Genomic DNA, 19,146 nt, shown 5'->3' with positions numbered 1-19,146 from the left:
TGAATTCATGGCGGACACAGACACGGAAGCCCTGCGCGTATCGGCATCCTTACCCACCGGACGACGGCTCGCCCTGCTCGACGTACTGCGCGGGGCGGCCATCCTCGGCACGCTCATGACCAACGTATGGATCTTCACCGCTCCGGGCGCGGAGTGGGGAATCCTGCAGTCCGGTACGGCCGAGCCGTCCTTCGGGTCGTTCCCGGAGGTCGCCGAGACCGTGTTCCGTCTGCTCGCGGACGGTAAGTTCCTGTCGCTGCTGACGATTCTGTTCGGCGTTGGGCTGGCCATCCAGTACGCCTCTGCGGCGCGGCGTGGGCAGCCGTGGCCGGGGCGCTACCGGTGGCGGGCGCTGTTCCTGTTCGGTGAAGGCACGCTGCACTTCGTGCTGGTCTTCGCATGGGACGTGCTGATGGGCTACGCGGTCACCGCGCTGCTCGTGGCCTGGCTGCTGACCCGCTCGGAGGGGGCGCGGCGGCGGGTGATGTGGTGGGCCGCGGGAGTACATCTGACGCTGATCGGCCTGCTGACGGTGGCGCTGTCCATGGACGACACGGAGGACGGCGCGGTCTCCCGGGAGGTCGTCGACCTGTACGCGCACGGCGGTTACCTGGACCAGATCACCTTCCGGCTGGAGAACGCGATCGCGCTGCGCATGGAGCCGGTGCTGACCTTCTTCCTGTTGGTGTTCCTCTTCCTGCTGGGCGTACGGCTCTTCCGGGCGGGGGCTTTCGGCGCGGACGAGCGGGGGCGCCGTCTGCGCTCCCGCATGCTGATCTGGGGGCTGGGCCTCGGACTCCCACTCAACGTGGCGGTGGCCCTGGGAGGCCCGGACCTGTTCTTACTGGGCCGCTACGGTGCCGCGCCGCTGCTGGCCGTCGGGTACATCGGGCTGATCGGGGCGCTGGTGGACAGGGCGCGGCGGCCGGGCCCGCTGACGGCAGGGCTCACATCCGTCGGCCGGACGGCACTGTCCGGATACGTCCTCCAGAACGTGCTGTGCGTACTCGTCTCGTACGGCATCGGCCTTGGCCTGGCGGAACGGCTCGGCGACACCGGGCGGCCGTGGTGGGTGATGGGGCTGTGGGCGACCGTGTGTGTGGTGCTGATGGTGGGCTCCACGCTGTGGCTGCGGCGGTTTTCGACGGGGCCACTGGAAGCGGTCCAGAAGTGGGCCCTGCGCCGCTGAGGCGTCCCGCCGTCGGACGTTGGTCATGCATCGGTAGTGCCAACTCGCCGAGGGGTACCGCTCGATGTCCGATTGCCGCCAGCGTGGTCCATCTCGATTGATCACACTTGCGGCATGACGAATTCATCTGCGGCGGACTCGGTAGCCATCCTCACTGGCATGTACGCGGCCGAGGCGGAGTATCTGGCGGCCGGAGGCCCGGGCGAGGCTCCGTTCGACCTGCTTGCCCCCTTCTTCGCGCCCGATGTCGTGCTGCATCAAGCCGATGGTTTGCCCTACGGCGGGACGTGGCGTGGGCACGAGGGCCTGGAGAGGTTCTTCCTTGCGATGAGTCAGGTGTGGGAATCGTTCGACATGGCGGAGCAGGACTTCCTTGCCACTGGTGAGACTGCGGTGGTGCTCACCCAGGTCCGTGCTCGCGCTCGTGCCACGGGCCGCGAGCTCACGTTCCCGATTTTGCAGACGATCAGCATGAGAGACGGGCGGATCTCTGAAGTCCGCCCCTTCTACTGGGACACGGCGGCGATCGCCGACGCCTGCGTGGGGTCGACTCCGGCTGCCCCAAGCTCGACTGCGTGACGTTGGCGGTAGCCGGTCTTGTCGAACCTCGGCGTTTGCCGTCGGCTCAACGACGAGCTCGGATCAGAGCAGGGCCGCCGCCAACAGGGCGATCGTCGGCGGCAGCCCCTGGCCCGGGGCGCCGCGCCACAAGCGAGGAAAAGAGGCGATGAACACGATCGCGGACACGATGAGGAATGCGCACAAGGAGACGATCAGAGTGTCGCCGACAGTCGTGTCGCCAGTGTGCAGTGCGACGACCTCAGCGACGAGGCCGAGGCCGAGCAGGATGTTGTAGACGGCAACACCCGAGCGCCACAGGGTGACTTCGGGTGCGTCGGCGGTTGAGGTCGTGAGGAGAACGCGGACCGCGGGACGGTCGTAGAAGAAGCGCTCCAGGGTTCCGACGGCGATGTGGGTCAGAGCCGCGATCAGGGCGAAGACCTGGGTCACGAGGTTCACGGTCCGGAGCGTCCGCCTCTGCTGGGAAATCGGCAAGAGTGCACGTCGTATACCGCGATCGTCAGCGGTGACTCAGCACGTTGACCACCCGGCCGTTGGGGTCACGAACAAAGAACCGGCGTACTCCCCACTTCTCGTCCTGCAAGGGATGCACGATCTCGGCGCCGCTCTCCCGCATGACCGCGTAGGCCGCGTCCACATCGTCCACCTCGACGCTCATGTCGGGCACGACTGGCGCGGTCTTGTCGTGGCTCATGAAGGTGACCTGTGCCGTGGGGGTGGAAGGTGAGGCGAGTGTCATGACCCAGCCATGGTTCATGACTTCTTCGAACCTCAGGAGGCCGAAAAAGTCCCGGCTCTCCTCCATGGCCTCTGATCGGATGTCGGGCATGACCCGGCGGATGGACACAGGCGACTCCTGTTGAGAGGCGAGAGTAAACGTGTCTCTGATTCTCTCCAGAGGCGTATCCCTCGCAACACACACTCTCGCATCAGGCCGCCCTAGTGCGTCGCCTGCCGTACGGACGAATAGAGGAACTGGTCCTCCCCGAGAGGCTGGTCGTCGACTTCGCCCTGCCACAGCAGTAAGCCGTGCCGCCGCTCCCAGCGGGCGGCGTACGCCGCCCTGGCGAGCCACGGTGGTGCGAACACCAGCGGGCAGAGGGCGAGCATGAGATCCCACAGGAAAGCGCCGAGCAGAGCTGAGACCACCATGAAGGCGAAGAGGGTTCCGTTGACACTGCCCCGAAGCTCCGAGCCGGGCGTGGGCAGGACCGCGTCGGGGTTCTCCAGCGGAACAGCGGTGTCGAACTCCTGGCCCTCGCCCACCCACTTCAGCCGGGAACAGGTGAGCAACCCCCACGCCGCTCCCAGGGCGCCGAGGAAAGCGAAGGAGGCGAGGGCCTTCCCTATGCCGGCCTCGAACTCCGGAGCTCCGCGCACACTGAAGGCGACGGCTGAGCTGACGGCCGCCGCACACACCGCAACGGTGGAACACATCAGCTCGTAATGGACGAATCTGACCACGATTTCTCCCCCTTGGCACCCATCCCCCCGGCGGCCGGTGCCAATCCCACTATGCCTCACGCTGACGAGACCCGCCCCATGACGGCATTCGCCTTCTGAGGTGAAGAAGCGAACACGCAGCAGGCGCAGAAGGGTAACGGGTGCAACCCCTGTCGCTGTCCGGCTGGTCTCCACGAGCATGCACAGGATCATGTGTGGCGCCGGGGATGCTCGGCGGCCACGGACCGGGGACCTGGGCTGAACGTGAGGTGGGGAGCATGTACGTGAACCCGCGCATGGCCAAGGTCAACGCGGCGCTCGCCGTGTTGTTGCTCCTGTTCGTCTCCGTGGTGGCCCTTCGCGCCGTGATCGGCCCTGATATGGCCTGGAGGTACGACAAGGTCCTCAAGGACACGGGCGGACTGTCCGGAGTGATGGCGACCGCCGCCGACGACATCTGGGCGGCGGGCGACGGCTTCCTCCTGCACTACGACGGCACGGGTTGGCAGCGCCGCCCCATGCCCACGGCGTTCGGCCGCAGCGTCGACAATGTGCGCCTCGACGCTGTGGACTCCGGTGGACTCCTGCTGACGGCGAGGCTGGTGGATGGGGACACGTGGCGGATGGCCCACTGGGACGGCACACGCTGGACGGCGCTGCCCAAGCTCCCCAACGGGCACCGCGCCATGAATGTGCGGGCTCTCGCCGCGGACGACATCTGGGCCCTCGACGGCGAGGCATACCACTGGGACGGCACCCGCTGGACTACTGCGGAACTGCCCATCGTTGTGAGTGCACTTGACGGCGTCGCGTCCGACGACCTGTGGGCGGTCGGTTACACGGACGTCGACGAGAACGGCGACCGAGGGCCGGAACTCACCCAGCCCGCCGCCGCGCACTGGGACGGCCGCGCCTGGAAGCTCGTACCTACGCCGGACTACCACTTCCCAGCGCCGGCGCCGGCCGAGCCGGGGGCCGATCTCACCAACGTCGTCGTTCGGGCGAAGGACGACGTACGTGCCTATGGCGAGCACACCTACAACCCTGGCGAGGAGGGTCACGAGCCCGACTTCGAGGATATTCGGCTGCGCTGGAACGGCACCCGCTGGACCAAGCTGCCGAACGCGAAGGGAGCGTGTGCCGACCGCGGCCACGCGGTCCGCGACGGTGAGCGCGGGGCGGTCCTCAGTGCCGGCCGGTACCTCACCGCGGACGGCGACTGCGAAGGGATCTCGTCCTCAGAGCTGCCGAGCACCGGCGGGATCAGGTCCAGCGCGAAGCAGTCGCTCTGGCTGAACGCCATCGCCGCGATCCCGGGTACTGACAAGATCCTCGGCGTCGGCTCCGTCGAAGTCTCCCAGAGTGGCGATCCCACGAGCAGATCGGTGATCGTCAGCCTGAAGCGCTGAAGGCCGCTGCACCTGGATCTTCGCCTCGACCGTGACGGGACGCGCGTTCGGGGCGCGGTGCGGGCCCCGGGCGCCCCTCAGTTCTCCCCGCCGTTCAGGAGGTCGGCATAGCCGCGGGTTCGCTCGGACGCGTTGCGGTGCCAGTCGGCCTGTGTGCGGTGTTCTTCTGCCAGGGAGGGCTCGGCGGTGACCAGTTGGTCGTAGACGGTGGCGATCTCGTCGTGCACCGCCGCGATGGCGAGCCGGTTGGTGCGCACCGCGTCAGCGTGCCCGCGGTAAGCGGCGAGCAGCACGTGGGGGTCGTCGTCGACGACGGACGAGTGGGCCGCAGGCCCCTGGGCATGCAGAGTGCTGTACTGGTCGTTGAGCTTCTTGGCCTGCGCGTCCAGGTCCGTACGCCGGGTGTGCAGGGCGGAGCCGCGGCTACGCAGGCTCGCCTCGTACGCGTGAGAGCCGGGGAAGCGGACCGCGTCGAGGCCTGACGTGATCGCTTGAGGCCGGTCCGGGCGCAGGCCGGCGTACAAGACATCGGCCTCCGCTGCCACTTCGAGCGTCTTCAACTCCGGCGGCAGCGCGCTGCGCCCGGTGGCAGCCCAGGCGTGAACGTCGCCATACCACTTCTCGTGGGCGGACTGCCGGGTGATGCCGGCGGCCTCACCGATCTGGTACCACGTCGTGCCGCGTTCGCGCTCGGCGACCACCGCCTCACGCACCACCTCCTCCGTACGGCGCTGCAGTTGCAGGGCGGTACGGAGGAGATCGCCGGGCGCGGGGTCCGGGGCGACCGGCACGGCATCGAGGGCGGCCTCGACGAGTTGACGGAGGGTGAGGGCAAGGGCGACGCGGGACTCGTCGCGGGGAGACAGCCTGTGGAGCTCGTACGCCGCCGGAGCGGAGGAGGCAGAGGCGGCTTCGGCATCGGTCACGCTGTCAAGGTATCCCTGACGTCTTGTTCATGTCAGGCTTTACCTGACGAATTCGTCATCGTCGAAACCAGCGCTTCCGGAACGGCATGAACGTCAGCGCGGTGTCGCCAAGTACACCGGTGGGCGGGTGGGCAGGGCCATGGTGGGGGGTCAAGGGCGTTCATAGCCTCGTCGGCATGGCTGACAACGACAGCAAGGGCGGCGCGAGCGCCGCAGGCAGCATGGGCATACCGGGCCCGGTCCCGCCGGCGACGGGGCCCTCGCGGCGGCACACACTGCGGCGGCTCGCGACGACGGCCGGCGGTGCCGCGCTCGCCGTCGGCTTCGGCGCGCAGGCCGCTCGGGCGACCGATGCCGACGGGACCAAGGGAGGGGGAATCGGCGGCGGGCGGACGTACGTCCTTGTCCATGGCACACACAGTGCCGGTGCGTTCTGGAGCGCGATCGGCAGGGAGCTGGCGCTGCGCGGTCACCGCGTCGTCGCTGTGGACCAGCCGTTGCACGGCACTGAGAGGTTCGTACCGAAGGCGTATCAGACACAGGATCTGGCAGCTCTCGCCACGGAGCCCTCGCCGGTCGCCGCGCTCACGCTGGACGACTTCGAGCGGCGCGTCACCAACGCCGTACGCCGCGCCGCGCGGCTCGGCGCTCCCGTGGTGCTGGTCGGGCACAGCATGGGAGGCCTCTCGGTGAGCAGGGTCGCCAACGCCGTACCCGAACTCCTCGCGCACATCTGCTACATGGCCGCGTTCTGCCCGAGCCGGAGCATGCCATCCCTGAACGCCTGTGCGGCCTCGCCCGAAGGGCAGCGCGCCATCAGCCCGGTGGACCAGGTCATCGGCGACCCGGAGAAACTGGGTGTGCTGCGCCTCAACTGGCGTACCTCCAGCCGTCGTGACCTCGCGTTGTTCAAGGAGATGATCTGCGCGGACCACACGGACGAGGCGTTCCTGCGGGTGCTGGAGGGCATGCAGACGGACGAGTCGTTGACGGCGTACGAGGGCCGGGCCGTCGGGCGCGCGGGCACGTGGGGGCGCATTCCCCGTACGTACCTGCGGTTCGGCAAGGACAGGACCATTGCCGCGGAGCTCCAGGACCGCATGATCGCGGAAGCCGACGAACTCACCCCGGACAATCGCTTCACGGTCCACAATTTCCCCCGCTCCGGGCACCTTGGGCCTCCGGATACTGCCCGCGTGACCGATCTCCTCCATGGCCTGGTTCTGTAGCCGCGGCTCACCACGTTCAATGTCATGCAGCCACGCTCGGCCCCGGCAGGCGAAGACGAGCTCCAGGAGGTCAGCCCGGTTCCTCGAGGACGGCCAGGTCGCGCTCGGCGTACATGCGGTGCCACCACTCCTCGTTGAGGACGATCAGCAGGCACTCGCGGACCAGGAAGGTCTCGCCCTCGTCCGGCCAGCCGGGACCCACGATCGGTTCGGTCCGGCTGTCGAGCTGCTCGTCGGTCAGGCCGTCGACCACGCGCCGCATCATCCCCATCGCTTCCAGCCGCAAGGCGAGCGCCTCGTCGAGCGACGGGCGAGCGTGACGGTCGTGCGGCACTCCCGGCCGGGGACCCATCTGGTCCCACGGCAGGGACAGCGGGTGCCACGGGCTGGAATCGCGGAGGATGCAGCGGCCGACCCACGACTCGGTCGCGAACGCGAGGTGGCGCAAGGTCTGGATGAACGACCACTCGCCGTCGACCGACTCGTGCAGCATCTCCGGGGGCAGCCGACTCGCCCGCGTGACAGTCGACTCCCACAGCCGCTCGTTGAGGTCCCAGGCCTCTTGGAACCCTTCGGGGGTGGTCGGGCGGAACTTGGGGCGGTCGGGGTGCCGACGGTCCAGCTCGGCCTCCACCAACGGCGCGACGTCGACCCCGTTGATGACGAGGCCCTGGATCTCGCCGTCGATGGTGGTGTCGACCATCTCGACGCCGCGCATCACGACCTGGTTGAGCGCACACGCCCGGAACGTCGCCCCGTTGAGGCTCACCGTGGTGAACCGCGCCCCCGCCATGTCCGCGCACTCGAACTCCTTGCCGCGGAGGCCGGTGAAGTCACTGTCGCTCATGGCGGTCAGACTAAGGCCGAAGTGCTGCCACCGGATCCCGTGGGGACGGCCTTCATTTCCAGGGCGCGAGTGCCCTTGTGGAGGCCGAGCCGTTCGTGGTGTGCGCGCAGGGACGGCCAGGGTGGTCTCGGCGCGCGGGTCGTCCATGTTCTCCAAACGGGCCAGGAGGCGCTGGTGGAGGGCGGCGTCACCGGATTCGGCCGGGTGGCCGAGGATGTGCGCGTAGTGCGGCGTGAGCGCCGCGACGATCGGCTCGGCCTCGGGCGAGGCCGGGTCGATACCGGCCGCCAGGGCGGCGGTCACCTGGGCGCGGACTGCTTCGGCGAGGATGCGGGGCAGGCCCGTGATGTCGTCCGGGGCGCGGTCGGCCGCCAGGTCCCGGGCCATGCCCTGCATGGTGGCGCGGAAGCTGTGGTCCTGGAACAGTTCGGCCAGTTCCAACCCATGCCTCCACCTGTTCCGGCTCGGGGTTGTCGGGCAGTTCGGGATGTATGAGGTCCAATTCCCCCAGGGTGGAGCCGCGCCTGGCCACCGCCGTCCACACCGCGCGGCGCAGGCGCTCCAGTGCCTCGGCGTGTGCCGCGGCCACCTCGGGCAGTGAGACTTCCCGGTCCACGACCTTGCGGATCGTGGCCAGGTCAAGGCCCAGGTCGCGCAGGGAGCGTTCGAGGTCGAGACGGGCGTCGGCGTCGGAGCCGTACAGGCGGTAGCCGGCCGGGCTGCGGTCGGTCGGCGGCACGATGCCGGCGTCGGAATCCCGGCGTGCGTCACGCGGGCGTGCCTACGAGGTAAAGCCACCCCCTGCGGGATGACTGCCCGGATGCTGCGCCGTCGCAGGTGATCGCGGATGGCCTTGGACGAATACGCCTTGTCCGCAAGCACCATCTCGGGAGTGGTCCTGGGCCTGCCGATCGGCCTGGGCACCCGCAGCGCGGCCATCACGGCCGGGGACGCGGGCGCGTCCCCGGCCTGTCCCGGGGTGAGGACGAAGGCCAGGGGGCGCGGCATCGGCCGTCAGCCGCGAGGTGGATCTTGGTGTTCAGCCCGCGGCGGGACCGGCCGATGGCATGGTGGTGCGGCTCGCCCGCCGGGGCCCCTTTTTGCGGGCCAGGGCGGCGTGCTGGTGCGCACGCCCTAGCCGCGTCCCGGCGCGTACCTCCTCCTGCGTGGTGAACGTCCGAACCGGCTGGCTGAGTTGGGCCGGGCAGCGACGCCGGGGGGATGAGGGGGTCCCATGGAGGTCCTCCTCGGCACCCGGCCTGACGGTAGATCAACGGGCCGTCGGAGGCACATGATGGAGGCGCCCGTCCCGTCAGAAGCGAGGTGCCGCGTCCCGATGAACCGCAAGACCAGAATCCTCCTGGCGGGCCTGGCCTCCGTGGGCGGCGCCGTCGCCGGCGCGGGCCTGCTGCACAACCGCCGGCCTGATCGCAGGGAACGCCTCCACGTCACGGTCTTCAGCGAGCCCGGCTACATGGGCCGCAACGAGAGGCTGACCTGGACCGGCGGCGAGCGCGAGGTCGTCCCGCTCACCCGGGTACAGCTGCCGCGCATCGGCTCGATCAGGCTGGAGCGGCTCGTGTACCGCTTCCAGCCCGAGGTGCGGCTACCGAACATGTACATCCTGTGGCACGCCCTCACCGAGCGCCCGGACCGCACGGACCCCGAGGACGGCGTGGCCAGCTTCATCGCCATGCACCAGCTCGCCGGCACGTTCTCGGTGGGCTTGTGGGAGCCGGTCCGCGAGTCCGAGGCGCGGTCGGGAGTGCGGCTCTGGGCCGGGCGCCCCGGCTGTCCGCTGCCCGCGCACGACGAGGGGGACCCTTCCGATAAGGCGGATCCCGGCAAGGCGGCGGCTTCCGGCGAGGCGGCCGCTCCCGGCGTCCAGACCTGGCACGACGTCCTGGCCAACACGCCCGACCTCGGCTCATGGAGCACCCGCACCCGCTACCTCGAACTCGGCTACCACGACGGGAGCAGCCCCCGCGGCTGACCGGCCGCCTGCCCTGCCTGCTCCCCCCGTCACCAACGTCCCGGACAGCACACCTAGGTGCGCACCCTGACCGACCTGGTATGCCTCCTGCGGCCAGCCGGCGAACCTGTCGTCGAGCTGATCCATCGGGTATGCGCCGAGGTCCATGGTGCCCAGGCTTGCACCGGCGAAGCCGCGCCAGGTCCCCTTGAGCGTGATCGCGGATTTCGCCACCGCGTATGTGAACAGGCCTCAGGCCTCGGCGAGTTCGATGAACCGGTGGTAGAGCCCGATGATCTCTACGGGCTTGCCGTCCAGATGCCGTTCGAGGGCCCACTCCTTGTCCATGCGGTGATGCTGACCAGCTCGGCCACTGCACCATCAGGGTTTCCTGGCTCGATACAGCGCGGATCGTCACCGAGACAAAGCAGCTGCCTTCTGGTTGCCTTCAGTTGCTGCTGGGGCTGGTCCATCCGCCGGTCCTACGGCCGGACGAGCCATGGAGAGGTGAGGGCTGATGCGGAGCTTCGCTGTCGGGGAGACGGTCGTACGGCGTGACGTCTACCGGGGGCGGGTGTGGAGTGAGCAGGCGCTGCGGGTCATTGAGGACACTGACACGGCGATGGTGACGGCCTGCTGTCCCGGGGCGGAGGCGCGGTGGCCCTCGTTGTACGCAAGGGCCCGCAGCGACGACCGGTCGGTGCGGAGGGAGGCATTCGAGGCGATGGCGGCGGGGGAGTGGGAGCTCGGGCCCGGAATGTGGCAGGACACGGTCCTGCTGCTGTGGAAGCCGCCGACGGCCTGGTTCAGCATCAATGCCTTCTACGACGCTGCCGGGCACCAACTGCGGAACTGGTACGTCAACTTCGAGTACCCCACGACGCGCACCCCCGACGGGTTCGAAACCTTCGACCTGACCGTGGATCTCGTCATCGACCCAGACCTCACACGGCTGCACTGGAAGGACGAGGACGAGTACGCCCATGTGCGACGCCTCGGCATCGTCACCGACGCCGACCACCAGGCCGTCGAACTCGCCCGTTCCCGGGTGGTCGCCATACTCGAAGACCGCGCTGGGCCGTTCGCGGACGCCGAACGATGGGCGGCCTGGCGCTGGGACGTCGCCTGGCCGCCGCCTGCGCTGGGGGACTGCTGATGACCGTGAGCCCCCGCTGATTCCGCCCCACGGTCTGCTCTGTCGTTGCAGTCGCTGCGGCCTACCGTCGCAAACGGTCCCAAAAGGGGCCTCAAAGTCGCCCCCCATGCCGCGCCTCAAGGCCCTGCCTCAAAGGCCTGCCTCGGCGGGGCCCGGCCCCCGATGAGGCCGCCGGCCCGTCGCCGGAACCCCCGCGGCCGTGCGACGGTCTGGCGCTACCCCGGCCCCTGGCTCCGCACCCCTCCGAGCTGCCGTGTTGTGCAATGCGAAATTCTGTGGTGCAGATGTGGTGCGCGGCCACGCACACCTCCTACGTTGCCCTCTCAACAGACCGGTCCTCACCGGGCGAAGCGCCCCCCACCACCAGGAACAGTGATGTTCCGGCGCGCGGGTCTGGTGAAAGCCCCCTCCCCAACTCACCGTCACCCGGGCCACGTGCCCAGCCCGGGTACCTCCCGAGGGAATCGAGGAGCTTCGATGAACACACGTTCCGTACGTGGTGTGGTGGCAGTGGCAGCCTCGCTGTGCGCGCTGGCCGGGATCACCGCGTGCAACGTCGAGTCCGACAGCGACACCGCCAAGAGCGGCGCGAGTGCCTCCGCCGCGGCGGCCAAGGACCTCAAGGTCGGCTGGTCGACCATCTACCTGACGCCGTCGTGGATGCAGCAGACCCTGAGGATGCTCAAGGCCGACGTCGACAAGCTGAAGGCGGCGGGCAAGGTGTCCTCGTTCAAGACCTTCAACGCCAACGGCGACACGTCGCAGCAGATCTCGCAGATCCGGGCGATGATCCAGCAGAAGTACGACGTGATCCTCGTCGACGCCGGCTCCTCCACCGCGCTCAACCCGGCGCTCGAACAGGCCGTGGCCGCAGGCATCACCGTCGTCGCCTTCGACTCCCTGCCCACCAGCAAGAAGGTCATCAGAGTCGGCACGGACCAGAAGGCGTGGGGCTCGATGATGGCCGAGTGGCTGGCCAAGAAGCTGAACGGCAAGGGCAGCATCATCGCCATGAACGGCCCGGCAGGCGTGGCCGTCAGTGAGGACCGTTGGTCCGGTGCCGAGACGGTCTTCAAGAAGTATCCCGACATCAAGATCGTCAGCAATGTGCACAGCGAGTACAACCTCGCCCCGGCCGCCCAGGCCTTCGCCTCCGCCTACTCGGCCAACCCGACCATCGACGGAGTGTTCTCGCAGGGCGGTGCGCTGTCCGCCGCCGCGCTCCAGACCCTGATCAAGCAGGACAAGAAACTCGTCCCCGTCACCGGTGAGAACTACAACGGCTTCCTGAAGATGTGGCAGTCCAAGCAGAAGAAGGGCTTCTCCTCCCTCGCCACCGCCCAGCCCAACTACCTCGCCGTGATCGCCATGGAGGCGGCCGTCGCCAAGGAGGAGGGCGTGTCGGTGCCGCAGGACATCACCGTCCCGCTTCCCGAGATCACCGACGACAACCTCTCCGAGTACGTGAAGACGGACCAGCCGGACGACTCGTACCCGATCAACGAGCTGCCGCAGTCCGAGATCGACAAGCTCATCGGCAAGTGAGCGGTGAGCAGGTGACCATGGCGCCGCTGCTGAGCGTGGAACAGGTGTCGAAGTCGTTCGCGGGGAACCAGGTGCTCAAGGAGGTGAGCTTCACGGTCGAGCCCGGCGAGGTGCTGGCACTCGTCGGTGAGAACGGGGCCGGCAAGTCCACCGTGCTCTCCCTCGTCACCGGGCTACTCGCGCCCGACTCGGGCCGTGTCGTCTACGACGGCGCACCCGTGTCCCGGGCGTGGTCGCCGCACCGCGCCCGGGCCGCCGGGATCGGCTCCGTCCACCAGGAGTTGAGCCTCAATCCGCACCAGAGCGTCGCGGAGAACGTCTTCCTCGGCGCCTGGCCCAGCCGGCGCGGTCTGGTACGGGCTCGCGACCTCGCGGCGCGGGCCCGGCCGCTGCTGGAACGGGTCGGCCTGGACGTCGACCCGCGTACCCGGGCCGGGCGGCTGCCGCTCGGCCGCCAGCAACTGGTCGAACTGGCGAAGGCGCTGGCGGGCGAGCCCCGCCTCCTCATCCTCGACGAGGCCACCTCGGCACTCGACGAGGACCAGGTCGGCGCCGTCTTCCGCGTCGTCCGCGAACTGCGCGACCAGGGAGGCTCGGTGATCTTCGTCAGCCACCGCATGGCCGAACTCTTCGCGGAAAGCGACCGGTTGACGGTCCTGAAGGACGGGGCGGTGATGGCGACCCGGGAGCGGGAGCGGACGGACCACGACGACATCGTGCGGCTGATGGTGGGACGGGAGCTGTCGGACCTGTTCCCCGAGAAGGCGTCCGGGGCCCCGGCCGAGCCCCTGCTGCGGGCCCGGGACCTGACCGTCCCCGGCGCGTGCTCCTCCGTCGACCTGGACCTCGTACCCGGCCATATTCTCGGCCTCGGCGGACTGCAGGGACAAGGCCAACGCGAAGTGCTGCGCGCCCTGTTCGGCCTGGTCCGGCACACGGGGCAGGTCACGCTCGACGGCCGGCCGGTACGACTCTCCTCTCCCCGTGACGCCATCCGGCACCGCATCGCGTACGTCCCCGAGGACCGCAAGACCGAGGGCGTACACACCGCGCGCAGCGTGCGCGACAACCTCGCCCTGCCCAGCTTGCGCACCCTCGCCCCCGGCAGCCGCCTCACCACCGTCTCGCGTCCGGCCGAGAGCCGGCTGGTCGCCGAACTGACCGACCGGCTGCGCATCAAGGCCGCGTCCCCGGCGCAGGAGGCCCGCCGCCTCTCCGGCGGCAACCAGCAGAAGCTGGCCCTGGCCAAATGGCTGCCGACCGACCCTGCCGTCCTCCTCCTCGCCGAACCGACCCGTGGCATCGACATCGGCACCAAACGCGAGATCTACCACCTCCTGCGCCGCCTCGCCGACGCCGGCCTGGCGGTCCTCGTCACCTCCGGAGACACCATGGAACTGGTCGGCCTCTGCGACGAAGTGGCGGTCCTGTACGAGGGCAGCGTCGTGGACCGGCTCACGGGCTCCGCCCTGACGGAAGAGCGCCTGGTACGGGCGTCCGTGATGGGCACGGCCACCGGGCCTGCGGGTGCGCCCGCCGAACCGGACCCGAAGCCCGATGCCGAACCGGGCGCATCCGGCTTCGACGAGACCACGGTGCCGGAGCGGGCAGTCGAGCCCGCGCCGAGTCCGGCCCGGGTTGCCGCCGGTGGTCCGGGTGAGGCCGTGGTCGCCTTCGATGCTGCCGAGGTTGTGGTGGGCGGGGTTGTCGCAGCGGAGCCGGAGTCGGAAGCAGGTGGGTTCGTCGAGGAGCCGGTGCCGGAGGCGGCTGTCGAGCCCGCGTCGAGTCCGGCCCCGGTTGCCGCCGGTGGCTCAGGTGAGGTCCTGGTCGTCATCGGTCCCGTCGACGCCGCCGCGGGTGGGGCTGCTGACTTGGCCCCGGCGCCGGACGAAGGCCAAGCCGTTCGGCACGATGCGGCAGATGGTGCCGATGATCGCGCCGGCACCGAGGGGGCCGCCGACGCCCTCGTGGGCGAGGGCGGCCTGACCTCGGCTGCGGACACCGGCCCGGGGCCGAGGCCGCCTGGCGACCCCGCATCCGCCGGCGGCCTCGGCCTCGGCCTCGGTGACACCCAGGCCGACGGACCGCTCGCCGCAGCCGAAGACGGCGCCGATGGCAGCGCCGCAGACATCAGCGACCGTCCAGACCCCTCCGGGAGCGTGACCCATGCGTGAGCGGATCACAATGGCAGCCCGGGGCAACACCGACCTTCTCGGACTGCTCGCCCTCCTGCTGGTGCTGCTCGTCGCCTACCAGAACTACGACCCTAGCCTGCTCACCCCCGCCTCCGTCACCATCCTGTCCGCGCAGTTCCTGCCGCTGATCCTGGCCGCCGCCGGGCAGACGACCGTGATGCTGCTCGGTGGAATCGACCTCTCGCTGGGCGCCGTGCTCGGGCTTGCCATGGCCGTGTTCGCCACCTACGACGCGCAGGGCCCGGGCGGAGTCCTGACCGCCGCCGCACTGGCCCTGTGCGTGGCCGTCGCGGCCGGCGCGGTCAACGGGACCCTGGTCGCGTACGCCGGTCTGCCCCCAATCGTCGTGACGCTCGCCGCCTCGTTCCTGTGGAGCGGCGTCACCCTGGTGGTTCTGCCGCAACCCGGCGGACACGTCCCGGGCGGGCTCGTGGACGCGTACAACAACGGGTGGTACGGCATCGCCCTGCCCGCGGTCGCCGTCGCCTTCGTGCTCGCAGCATGGAAACTGCTGCGCACCACCCGGCACGGCCTCGCCCTCTACGCCGTGGGCGGCAACGAACACGGTGCCTACGCCAGCGGACTCCACACCCGCGGAGTGAAGATCGGCGGATACGCGCTGGCGGGCGCGTTCACCGGGCTCGCCGGGATCGGGCTCGCGATCCAGACCGGCTCGGCGGACCCCACCATCGGCACGCCGTACACGCTCAACTCCATCGCCGCCTCCGTACTCGGCGGCATCAGCTTCTTCGGCGGAGTCGGCCGGATGCGCGGCACGGTACTGGGCGCCCTGGTCATCGGCCTGCTCACCAACCTGCTGCTGTTCACCGGGATCTCGCCCTTCTACCAGCTCGTCCTGCAGGGAGTGATCCTCGTGGCGGCGCTCGCCCTGAAGACCTACGTCACGAGGGAGGCGGCCCAATGAGCAGCCTTGTATCGGTGGCCGCGCTGCGTGGCAGCCGGGCCGCCTGGGCGTTCGGGGTCCTCACGGTCACCTGGCTCGCGGCCGTCCTCTTCGCCCACGGCTTCGACAGCCTCTCCAACTTCCGCTACCTCGTACAGACGGCATCGTTCCTGGGCATCGTCGCGGTCGGCCAGACCCTGGTCGTCATCATGAGCGGCATCGACCTGTCGGTGTCCGGCGTCGTCGCCCTGTCCGCGGTCGTCTGCGCCAAGGTCGCCTCCGGCACCGGAGGCGGCGCGAACGGCATCACGGCGGCACTCGCGCTGAGCGCGCTCGTGGGCGCGGTCAACGCGGCCGGCGTGGTGTGGCTGCGGGTGCCGCCGATGGTGATGACCCTGGCCACCGGCACGATCCTCTCCGGCGCACTCCTCGTCTACACCGACGGATCGCCCAGCTCGGCCGCGGTGCCCCTGCTGGACTCGCTCGCCAACGGCCGCCTGCTGGGCGTGCCATGGGCGTTCGTGCTGTGGCTGGGCATCACGGCCGTCGCCGGCTGGCTCCTGCACCTGTCCCGCGCCGGCCGGTACGCGTTCGCGCTCGGCGCCGGAGAGCGCGCCGCCCGCGCCTCCGGGGTACCGCTCGGCGCAACGGCGTTCACCGCGTACGTCTGCTGCGCCCTGCTCGCCGGAGTGGCGGGACTGGTGCTGCTCGGCTTCACCGGCACCAGCTCGCTGACCATGGGCAACCCGTACCAGCTGCTGTCCATCGCCGCGGTCGTACTCGGCGGCACCTCCATCCTCGGCGGCCGCGGCCACCTCCTCGGTACGGTCGGCGGCGCCCTGCTGCTCACCCTGCTCACCGCGCTGCTGACCTCCTGGAACCTCTCGGAGGGCGTACGCCAGGTCGTCCTCGGCGTCCTGATCATCGGCCTCCTGCTGGTCTACGCGAGGGAGCGCCGCACATGACGCCACCGCCACCGCCACCGACCGGCCCGGAGACCGTCGCGCCTGCGGGCGGCCTCGTCCGGGACCTCGTACGCATCCCCAGCGTCAACCCCCGGGACGAGGCGGGTGACGGAGGCGAGACGGCCGTCGCCGCGTACGTACGGGACTGGCTGGAGCCCCACGGTGTACGGGCCGCCCTGCACGAGGTGCTGCCGGGCCGGTGCAACGTGGTCGCCGTCGTCCCGGGCCGCTCCCCGGCGGCCGTTCTGCTCGCATCACACCTCGACACGGTGGAGACCGATGGCATGACGGTCCCGCCGTACGCCGGTGACGTCCGGGACGGCCGCCTGTACGGGCGGGGAGCCTGCGACGCCAAGGGTCCCCTGGCCGCTTTCCTGCTGGCCGTCGCCGAACTCGCCCGCGGCGAAACGCCGCCGTACACGGTCGTCCTGGCCGGGGTGTGCGACGAGGAGCACGCCTACCGAGGCGTCCTGCACCTGCTGCGTACCCTGACGGACCGCCAGGTCGTCGGCGCGATGGTCGGCGAGCCCACGGGACTGCTCCCGGTGACCGCCCACAAGGGCGTCATCCGCTACACCGTGCGCACCACGGGCCGCGCCGGCCACAGCTCGCGCCCCGCGGACGCGGTCAACGCCGTCTCGCTGATGGCGCCCGTCCTCGCCCACCTCGCCGCCACGCCCCCGGCCGTCGTCCCGCATCCGCTCCTGGGCCCGGCCACCCGCGCGGTCACCCGCATCAGGGGCGGTACCGGACCCAACACCATCCCCGGCAGCTGCGAGGCCGACGTCGACCGTCGCACCCTCCCCGGCGAGGACCCCGACACGGTCTGGCGGCAGGACCGGGCCGAACTCGCCGCCCTGGGAGCGGAGTTGGACCGCCCATTCACGGTCGATCCGGCCCTCGACACCCCGTCCCACGCCCCCGTCGTCGCCGCCCTGCGCGCGGCCCTGGCCGCCCACGGCCGTCCGTCCGGCATCCAGGGCATGCCCTTCGGCACCGACGCCAGCAAACTGGCCCGCGCCGGCATCCCGTCGGTGGTGTTCGGACCCGGCTCGGTGACGGACGCCCACGCCGCAGCGGAATCCGTGGAACTCGCGGAGGTGGGGCTGGCCGCGCGGGTCGTCGTGGAGACGGTCCGCGCGATGGGGGAGCGCCTGGGTGAGGGCGCGCCGGTGCCGGGCGGCCCCCGGAACGGCACCCAGGAGTCACCGTGCGCCTGACCGACCATGTCACCCTCCTCGCCAGCGGTGCCGCGGGATTCGACCTCACCGACCCGCTGGACTGCCACGTCTACCTCGTACGCGGAAGCCGTCGCAGCGTCCTAGTCGACGCCGGCGCGGGCCGGTCCGCCGACACCGTCCTGCGCCTCGGGGGCACCGCGCCGGACCACCTGCTGCTCACCCATGGCCACGCCGACCACGCGGGCGGGGCCGCCGCCCTCGCCGAGCAACTGCCCGACCTGCGCGTGCTGGCCGGAGCGGCGGCCGTGCGCTGGATCGCCGAAGGGGACGAGCAGGGCCTGAGCGTCGACAAGGGCAAGGCCGCCGGCGTCTACCCGGCCGACTACACCTTCCGGCCCTGCCCCCGCGTCGAGCCCATCGCCGACGGCACGGAGATCGACCTGGGCGGCGGAGCCGTCGTCCGGGCCGTCGCCACACCCGGCCACGCCGACGGCCACACCTGCTACTACCTCGTCACTCCCGACTACCGGGCACTCTTCTCCGGTGACTGCGTCTTCACCGAGGGCCGCATTTCCCTGCAGAATCTGCATGACTGCCGCGTGCCCGAGTACGCGGCCAGTCTCACCCGGCTGGCCGCGCTCGACGTCGACGCGCTCTTCCCCGGCCACCACGAGGTGTCGCTCACCCGCGCAGGGCGACACCTTGCAGCCGCCCGCGACACCGTCGCCCGCGGCCTGATGCCGAGGAGTACGACATGACCGCCCCGCCCCGCCGCAACCAGGCGTCCTCATTGCGCCGCGCCCTGACCGTCCTGGACTACATCCGTGACCACTCCGGAACCGGCCGGGGCACGTCCCTGACGCGCATCGCGGAGGACCTCGGCATCAACAAGAGCACCGTGCTGCGTCTCGCCACGCCACTCATCGAGGCCGACCTGCTGGTCCGCGACCGGGAGACCGGCTGGTTCCGGCTCGGTCACGGCACCCTGCGGCTGGGCCAGGCCTACCTCTCCTCCCTCGACCTGAGATCGGTCGCAGCGGAACCGCTGCGGCTGCTCCAGCATGTCGTGGGGGAGACCTGCCACCTGGTGGTGTACGAGCCGCCGGACGTCGTCTACATCGACAAGGTCGAGAACGAGACCAACGTCCGTATGGCCTCCCGCATCGGCAGCCGCGTCCCCGCCTACCGCACCGCCGTCGGCAAGGCCATCCTGGCCTGGCAGGACGAGGAGGCGTTCCACGCCGTGGTCGCCGCCGGTATGCCCCCGGTCACCGCCCACACCGTCACCGACCCCGAACGGCTGCGCGCCGAACTCGACCGCGTCCGCCGACGGGGCTACGCCATCGACGACCGAGAGAACGAACCCGAGGTGCGGTGCGTCGCCGCACCCGTCTTCGACCACACCGACGCGGCGATCGGAGCGCTCAGCGTCTCCGGCCTCACCACCCGTATGGTCCCCGCCCGGGTCCACGAGGTCGGTGCCCTGGTCGTCCGCACGGGTCTGGACATCTCCCGCGCCCTCGGCAGCTCCCGGGGACGGGACGGCGGCCGGAACCGGCCCGCCACCCCCTGACGTGCCCCTCCTGATGTGCCCCTCCTGAAG

Annotated in this window: 18 protein-coding genes and 2 pseudogenes; 13 read left to right on the top strand and 7 right to left on the bottom strand. The window is 70.3% G+C overall.

The window, feature by feature from the left end; genetic code table 11:
- Window positions 1-7 precede the first annotated feature (7 nt).
- Window positions 8-1,189: a DUF418 domain-containing protein gene (locus FE633_RS15120; protein WP_138045644.1), complete on the top strand. Its 1,182-nt coding sequence runs from the start codon at window positions 8-10 to the stop codon at window positions 1,187-1,189.
- 114 nt (window positions 1,190-1,303) lie between these two features.
- A complete protein-coding gene (locus FE633_RS15115) occupies window positions 1,304-1,768 on the top strand; it encodes a nuclear transport factor 2 family protein (protein ID WP_138045643.1) in 465 nt (154 codons plus the stop codon).
- Between the two features lie 63 nt (window positions 1,769-1,831).
- Here the strand turns inward: FE633_RS15115 and FE633_RS15110 are convergent, their stop codons facing one another.
- The 3 genes from FE633_RS15110 to FE633_RS15100 form a co-directional block, all read right to left on the bottom strand.
- Window positions 1,832-2,209, bottom strand: a complete 378-nt coding sequence (locus FE633_RS15110) for a DUF1304 domain-containing protein (RefSeq protein ID WP_138045642.1) — start codon at window positions 2,207-2,209, stop codon at window positions 1,832-1,834.
- A 61-nt stretch (window positions 2,210-2,270) separates the two neighbouring features.
- Window positions 2,271-2,618, bottom strand: coding sequence for a VOC family protein (locus FE633_RS15105; RefSeq protein WP_138045641.1), 348 nt, complete (start codon window positions 2,616-2,618; stop codon window positions 2,271-2,273).
- Window positions 2,619-2,710: 92 nt separating this feature from the next.
- Window positions 2,711-3,235: a hypothetical protein gene (locus FE633_RS15100; protein ID WP_138045640.1), complete on the bottom strand. Its 525-nt coding sequence runs from the start codon at window positions 3,233-3,235 to the stop codon at window positions 2,711-2,713.
- 257 nt (window positions 3,236-3,492) lie between these two features.
- Here FE633_RS15100 and FE633_RS15095 point away from each other — a divergent pair, with 257 nt between their 5' ends.
- Complete coding sequence (locus FE633_RS15095) at window positions 3,493-4,623, top strand: hypothetical protein (protein WP_138045639.1); 1,131 nt, start codon at window positions 3,493-3,495, stop codon at window positions 4,621-4,623.
- A 77-nt stretch (window positions 4,624-4,700) separates the two neighbouring features.
- On the opposite strand, the gene FE633_RS15090 is transcribed toward FE633_RS15095, so the two are convergent.
- On the bottom strand, window positions 4,701-5,549 hold the full coding sequence (locus FE633_RS15090; protein WP_138045638.1) for a hypothetical protein: 849 nt from the start codon (window positions 5,547-5,549) through the stop codon (window positions 4,701-4,703).
- A gap of 221 nt (window positions 5,550-5,770) precedes the next feature.
- Between FE633_RS15090 and FE633_RS15085 the strand changes: the two genes are divergently transcribed.
- On the top strand, window positions 5,771-6,778 hold the full coding sequence (locus tag FE633_RS15085) for an alpha/beta hydrolase (protein WP_138045713.1): 1,008 nt from the start codon (window positions 5,771-5,773) through the stop codon (window positions 6,776-6,778).
- 70 nt (window positions 6,779-6,848) lie between these two features.
- On the opposite strand, the gene FE633_RS48385 is transcribed toward FE633_RS15085, so the two are convergent.
- From FE633_RS48385 to FE633_RS48375, 3 genes and pseudogenes are all read right to left on the bottom strand, one after another.
- Window positions 6,849-7,481, bottom strand: coding sequence for a DinB family protein (locus tag FE633_RS48385; protein ID WP_281291193.1), 633 nt, complete (start codon window positions 7,479-7,481; stop codon window positions 6,849-6,851).
- A gap of 249 nt (window positions 7,482-7,730) precedes the next feature.
- Window positions 7,731-8,379 (bottom strand): annotated as a pseudogene (locus FE633_RS48380) (MerR family transcriptional regulator); the annotation flags it as partial.
- 47 nt (window positions 8,380-8,426) lie between these two features.
- Window positions 8,427-8,689 (bottom strand): annotated as a pseudogene (locus tag FE633_RS48375) (transposase); the annotation flags it as partial.
- A 272-nt stretch (window positions 8,690-8,961) separates the two neighbouring features.
- On the opposite strand from FE633_RS48375, the gene FE633_RS15070 reads away from it, so the two are divergent.
- The 9 genes from FE633_RS15070 (at window position 8,962) to FE633_RS15030 (ending at window position 19,116) form a co-directional block, all read left to right on the top strand.
- Complete coding sequence (locus FE633_RS15070) at window positions 8,962-9,618, top strand: hypothetical protein (RefSeq protein WP_138045637.1); 657 nt, start codon at window positions 8,962-8,964, stop codon at window positions 9,616-9,618.
- A 496-nt stretch (window positions 9,619-10,114) separates the two neighbouring features.
- A complete protein-coding gene (locus FE633_RS15065; protein WP_138045636.1) occupies window positions 10,115-10,753 on the top strand; it encodes a ribonuclease FAU-1 family protein in 639 nt (212 codons plus the stop codon).
- Window positions 10,754-11,230: 477 nt separating this feature from the next.
- Entirely contained in the window at window positions 11,231-12,298 is a 1,068-nt protein-coding gene (locus FE633_RS15060; RefSeq protein WP_171059959.1) for an ABC transporter substrate-binding protein, read from the top strand.
- Window positions 12,295-14,472, top strand: coding sequence for a sugar ABC transporter ATP-binding protein (locus FE633_RS15055; protein WP_138045634.1), 2,178 nt, complete (start codon window positions 12,295-12,297; stop codon window positions 14,470-14,472). Before FE633_RS15060 ends, FE633_RS15055 begins: the two co-directional genes overlap by 4 nt.
- Window positions 14,465-15,418: an ABC transporter permease gene (locus FE633_RS15050; protein ID WP_138045633.1), complete on the top strand. Its 954-nt coding sequence runs from the start codon at window positions 14,465-14,467 to the stop codon at window positions 15,416-15,418. The genes FE633_RS15055 and FE633_RS15050 overlap by 8 nt, the downstream gene beginning before the upstream one ends.
- Complete coding sequence (locus tag FE633_RS15045) at window positions 15,415-16,362, top strand: ABC transporter permease (RefSeq protein WP_138045632.1); 948 nt, start codon at window positions 15,415-15,417, stop codon at window positions 16,360-16,362. Before FE633_RS15050 ends, FE633_RS15045 begins: the two co-directional genes overlap by 4 nt.
- Complete coding sequence (locus tag FE633_RS15040; RefSeq protein WP_138045631.1) at window positions 16,359-17,582, top strand: M20 family metallopeptidase; 1,224 nt, start codon at window positions 16,359-16,361, stop codon at window positions 17,580-17,582. Before FE633_RS15045 ends, FE633_RS15040 begins: the two co-directional genes overlap by 4 nt.
- Window positions 17,573-18,301, top strand: a complete 729-nt coding sequence (locus FE633_RS15035; protein ID WP_138045630.1) for an MBL fold metallo-hydrolase — start codon at window positions 17,573-17,575, stop codon at window positions 18,299-18,301. Before FE633_RS15040 ends, FE633_RS15035 begins: the two co-directional genes overlap by 10 nt.
- On the top strand, window positions 18,298-19,116 hold the full coding sequence (locus FE633_RS15030) for an IclR family transcriptional regulator (RefSeq protein WP_138045629.1): 819 nt from the start codon (window positions 18,298-18,300) through the stop codon (window positions 19,114-19,116). Before FE633_RS15035 ends, FE633_RS15030 begins: the two co-directional genes overlap by 4 nt.
- The last annotated feature ends 30 nt before the right edge of the window (window positions 19,117-19,146 follow it).

The sequence above is a fragment of the Streptomyces montanus genome (genome assembly GCF_005786655.1).
GTDB lineage: Bacteria > Actinomycetota > Actinomycetes > Streptomycetales > Streptomycetaceae > Streptomyces > Streptomyces sporangiiformans.
This window is presented reverse-complemented; position numbering and strand designations above follow the sequence as displayed.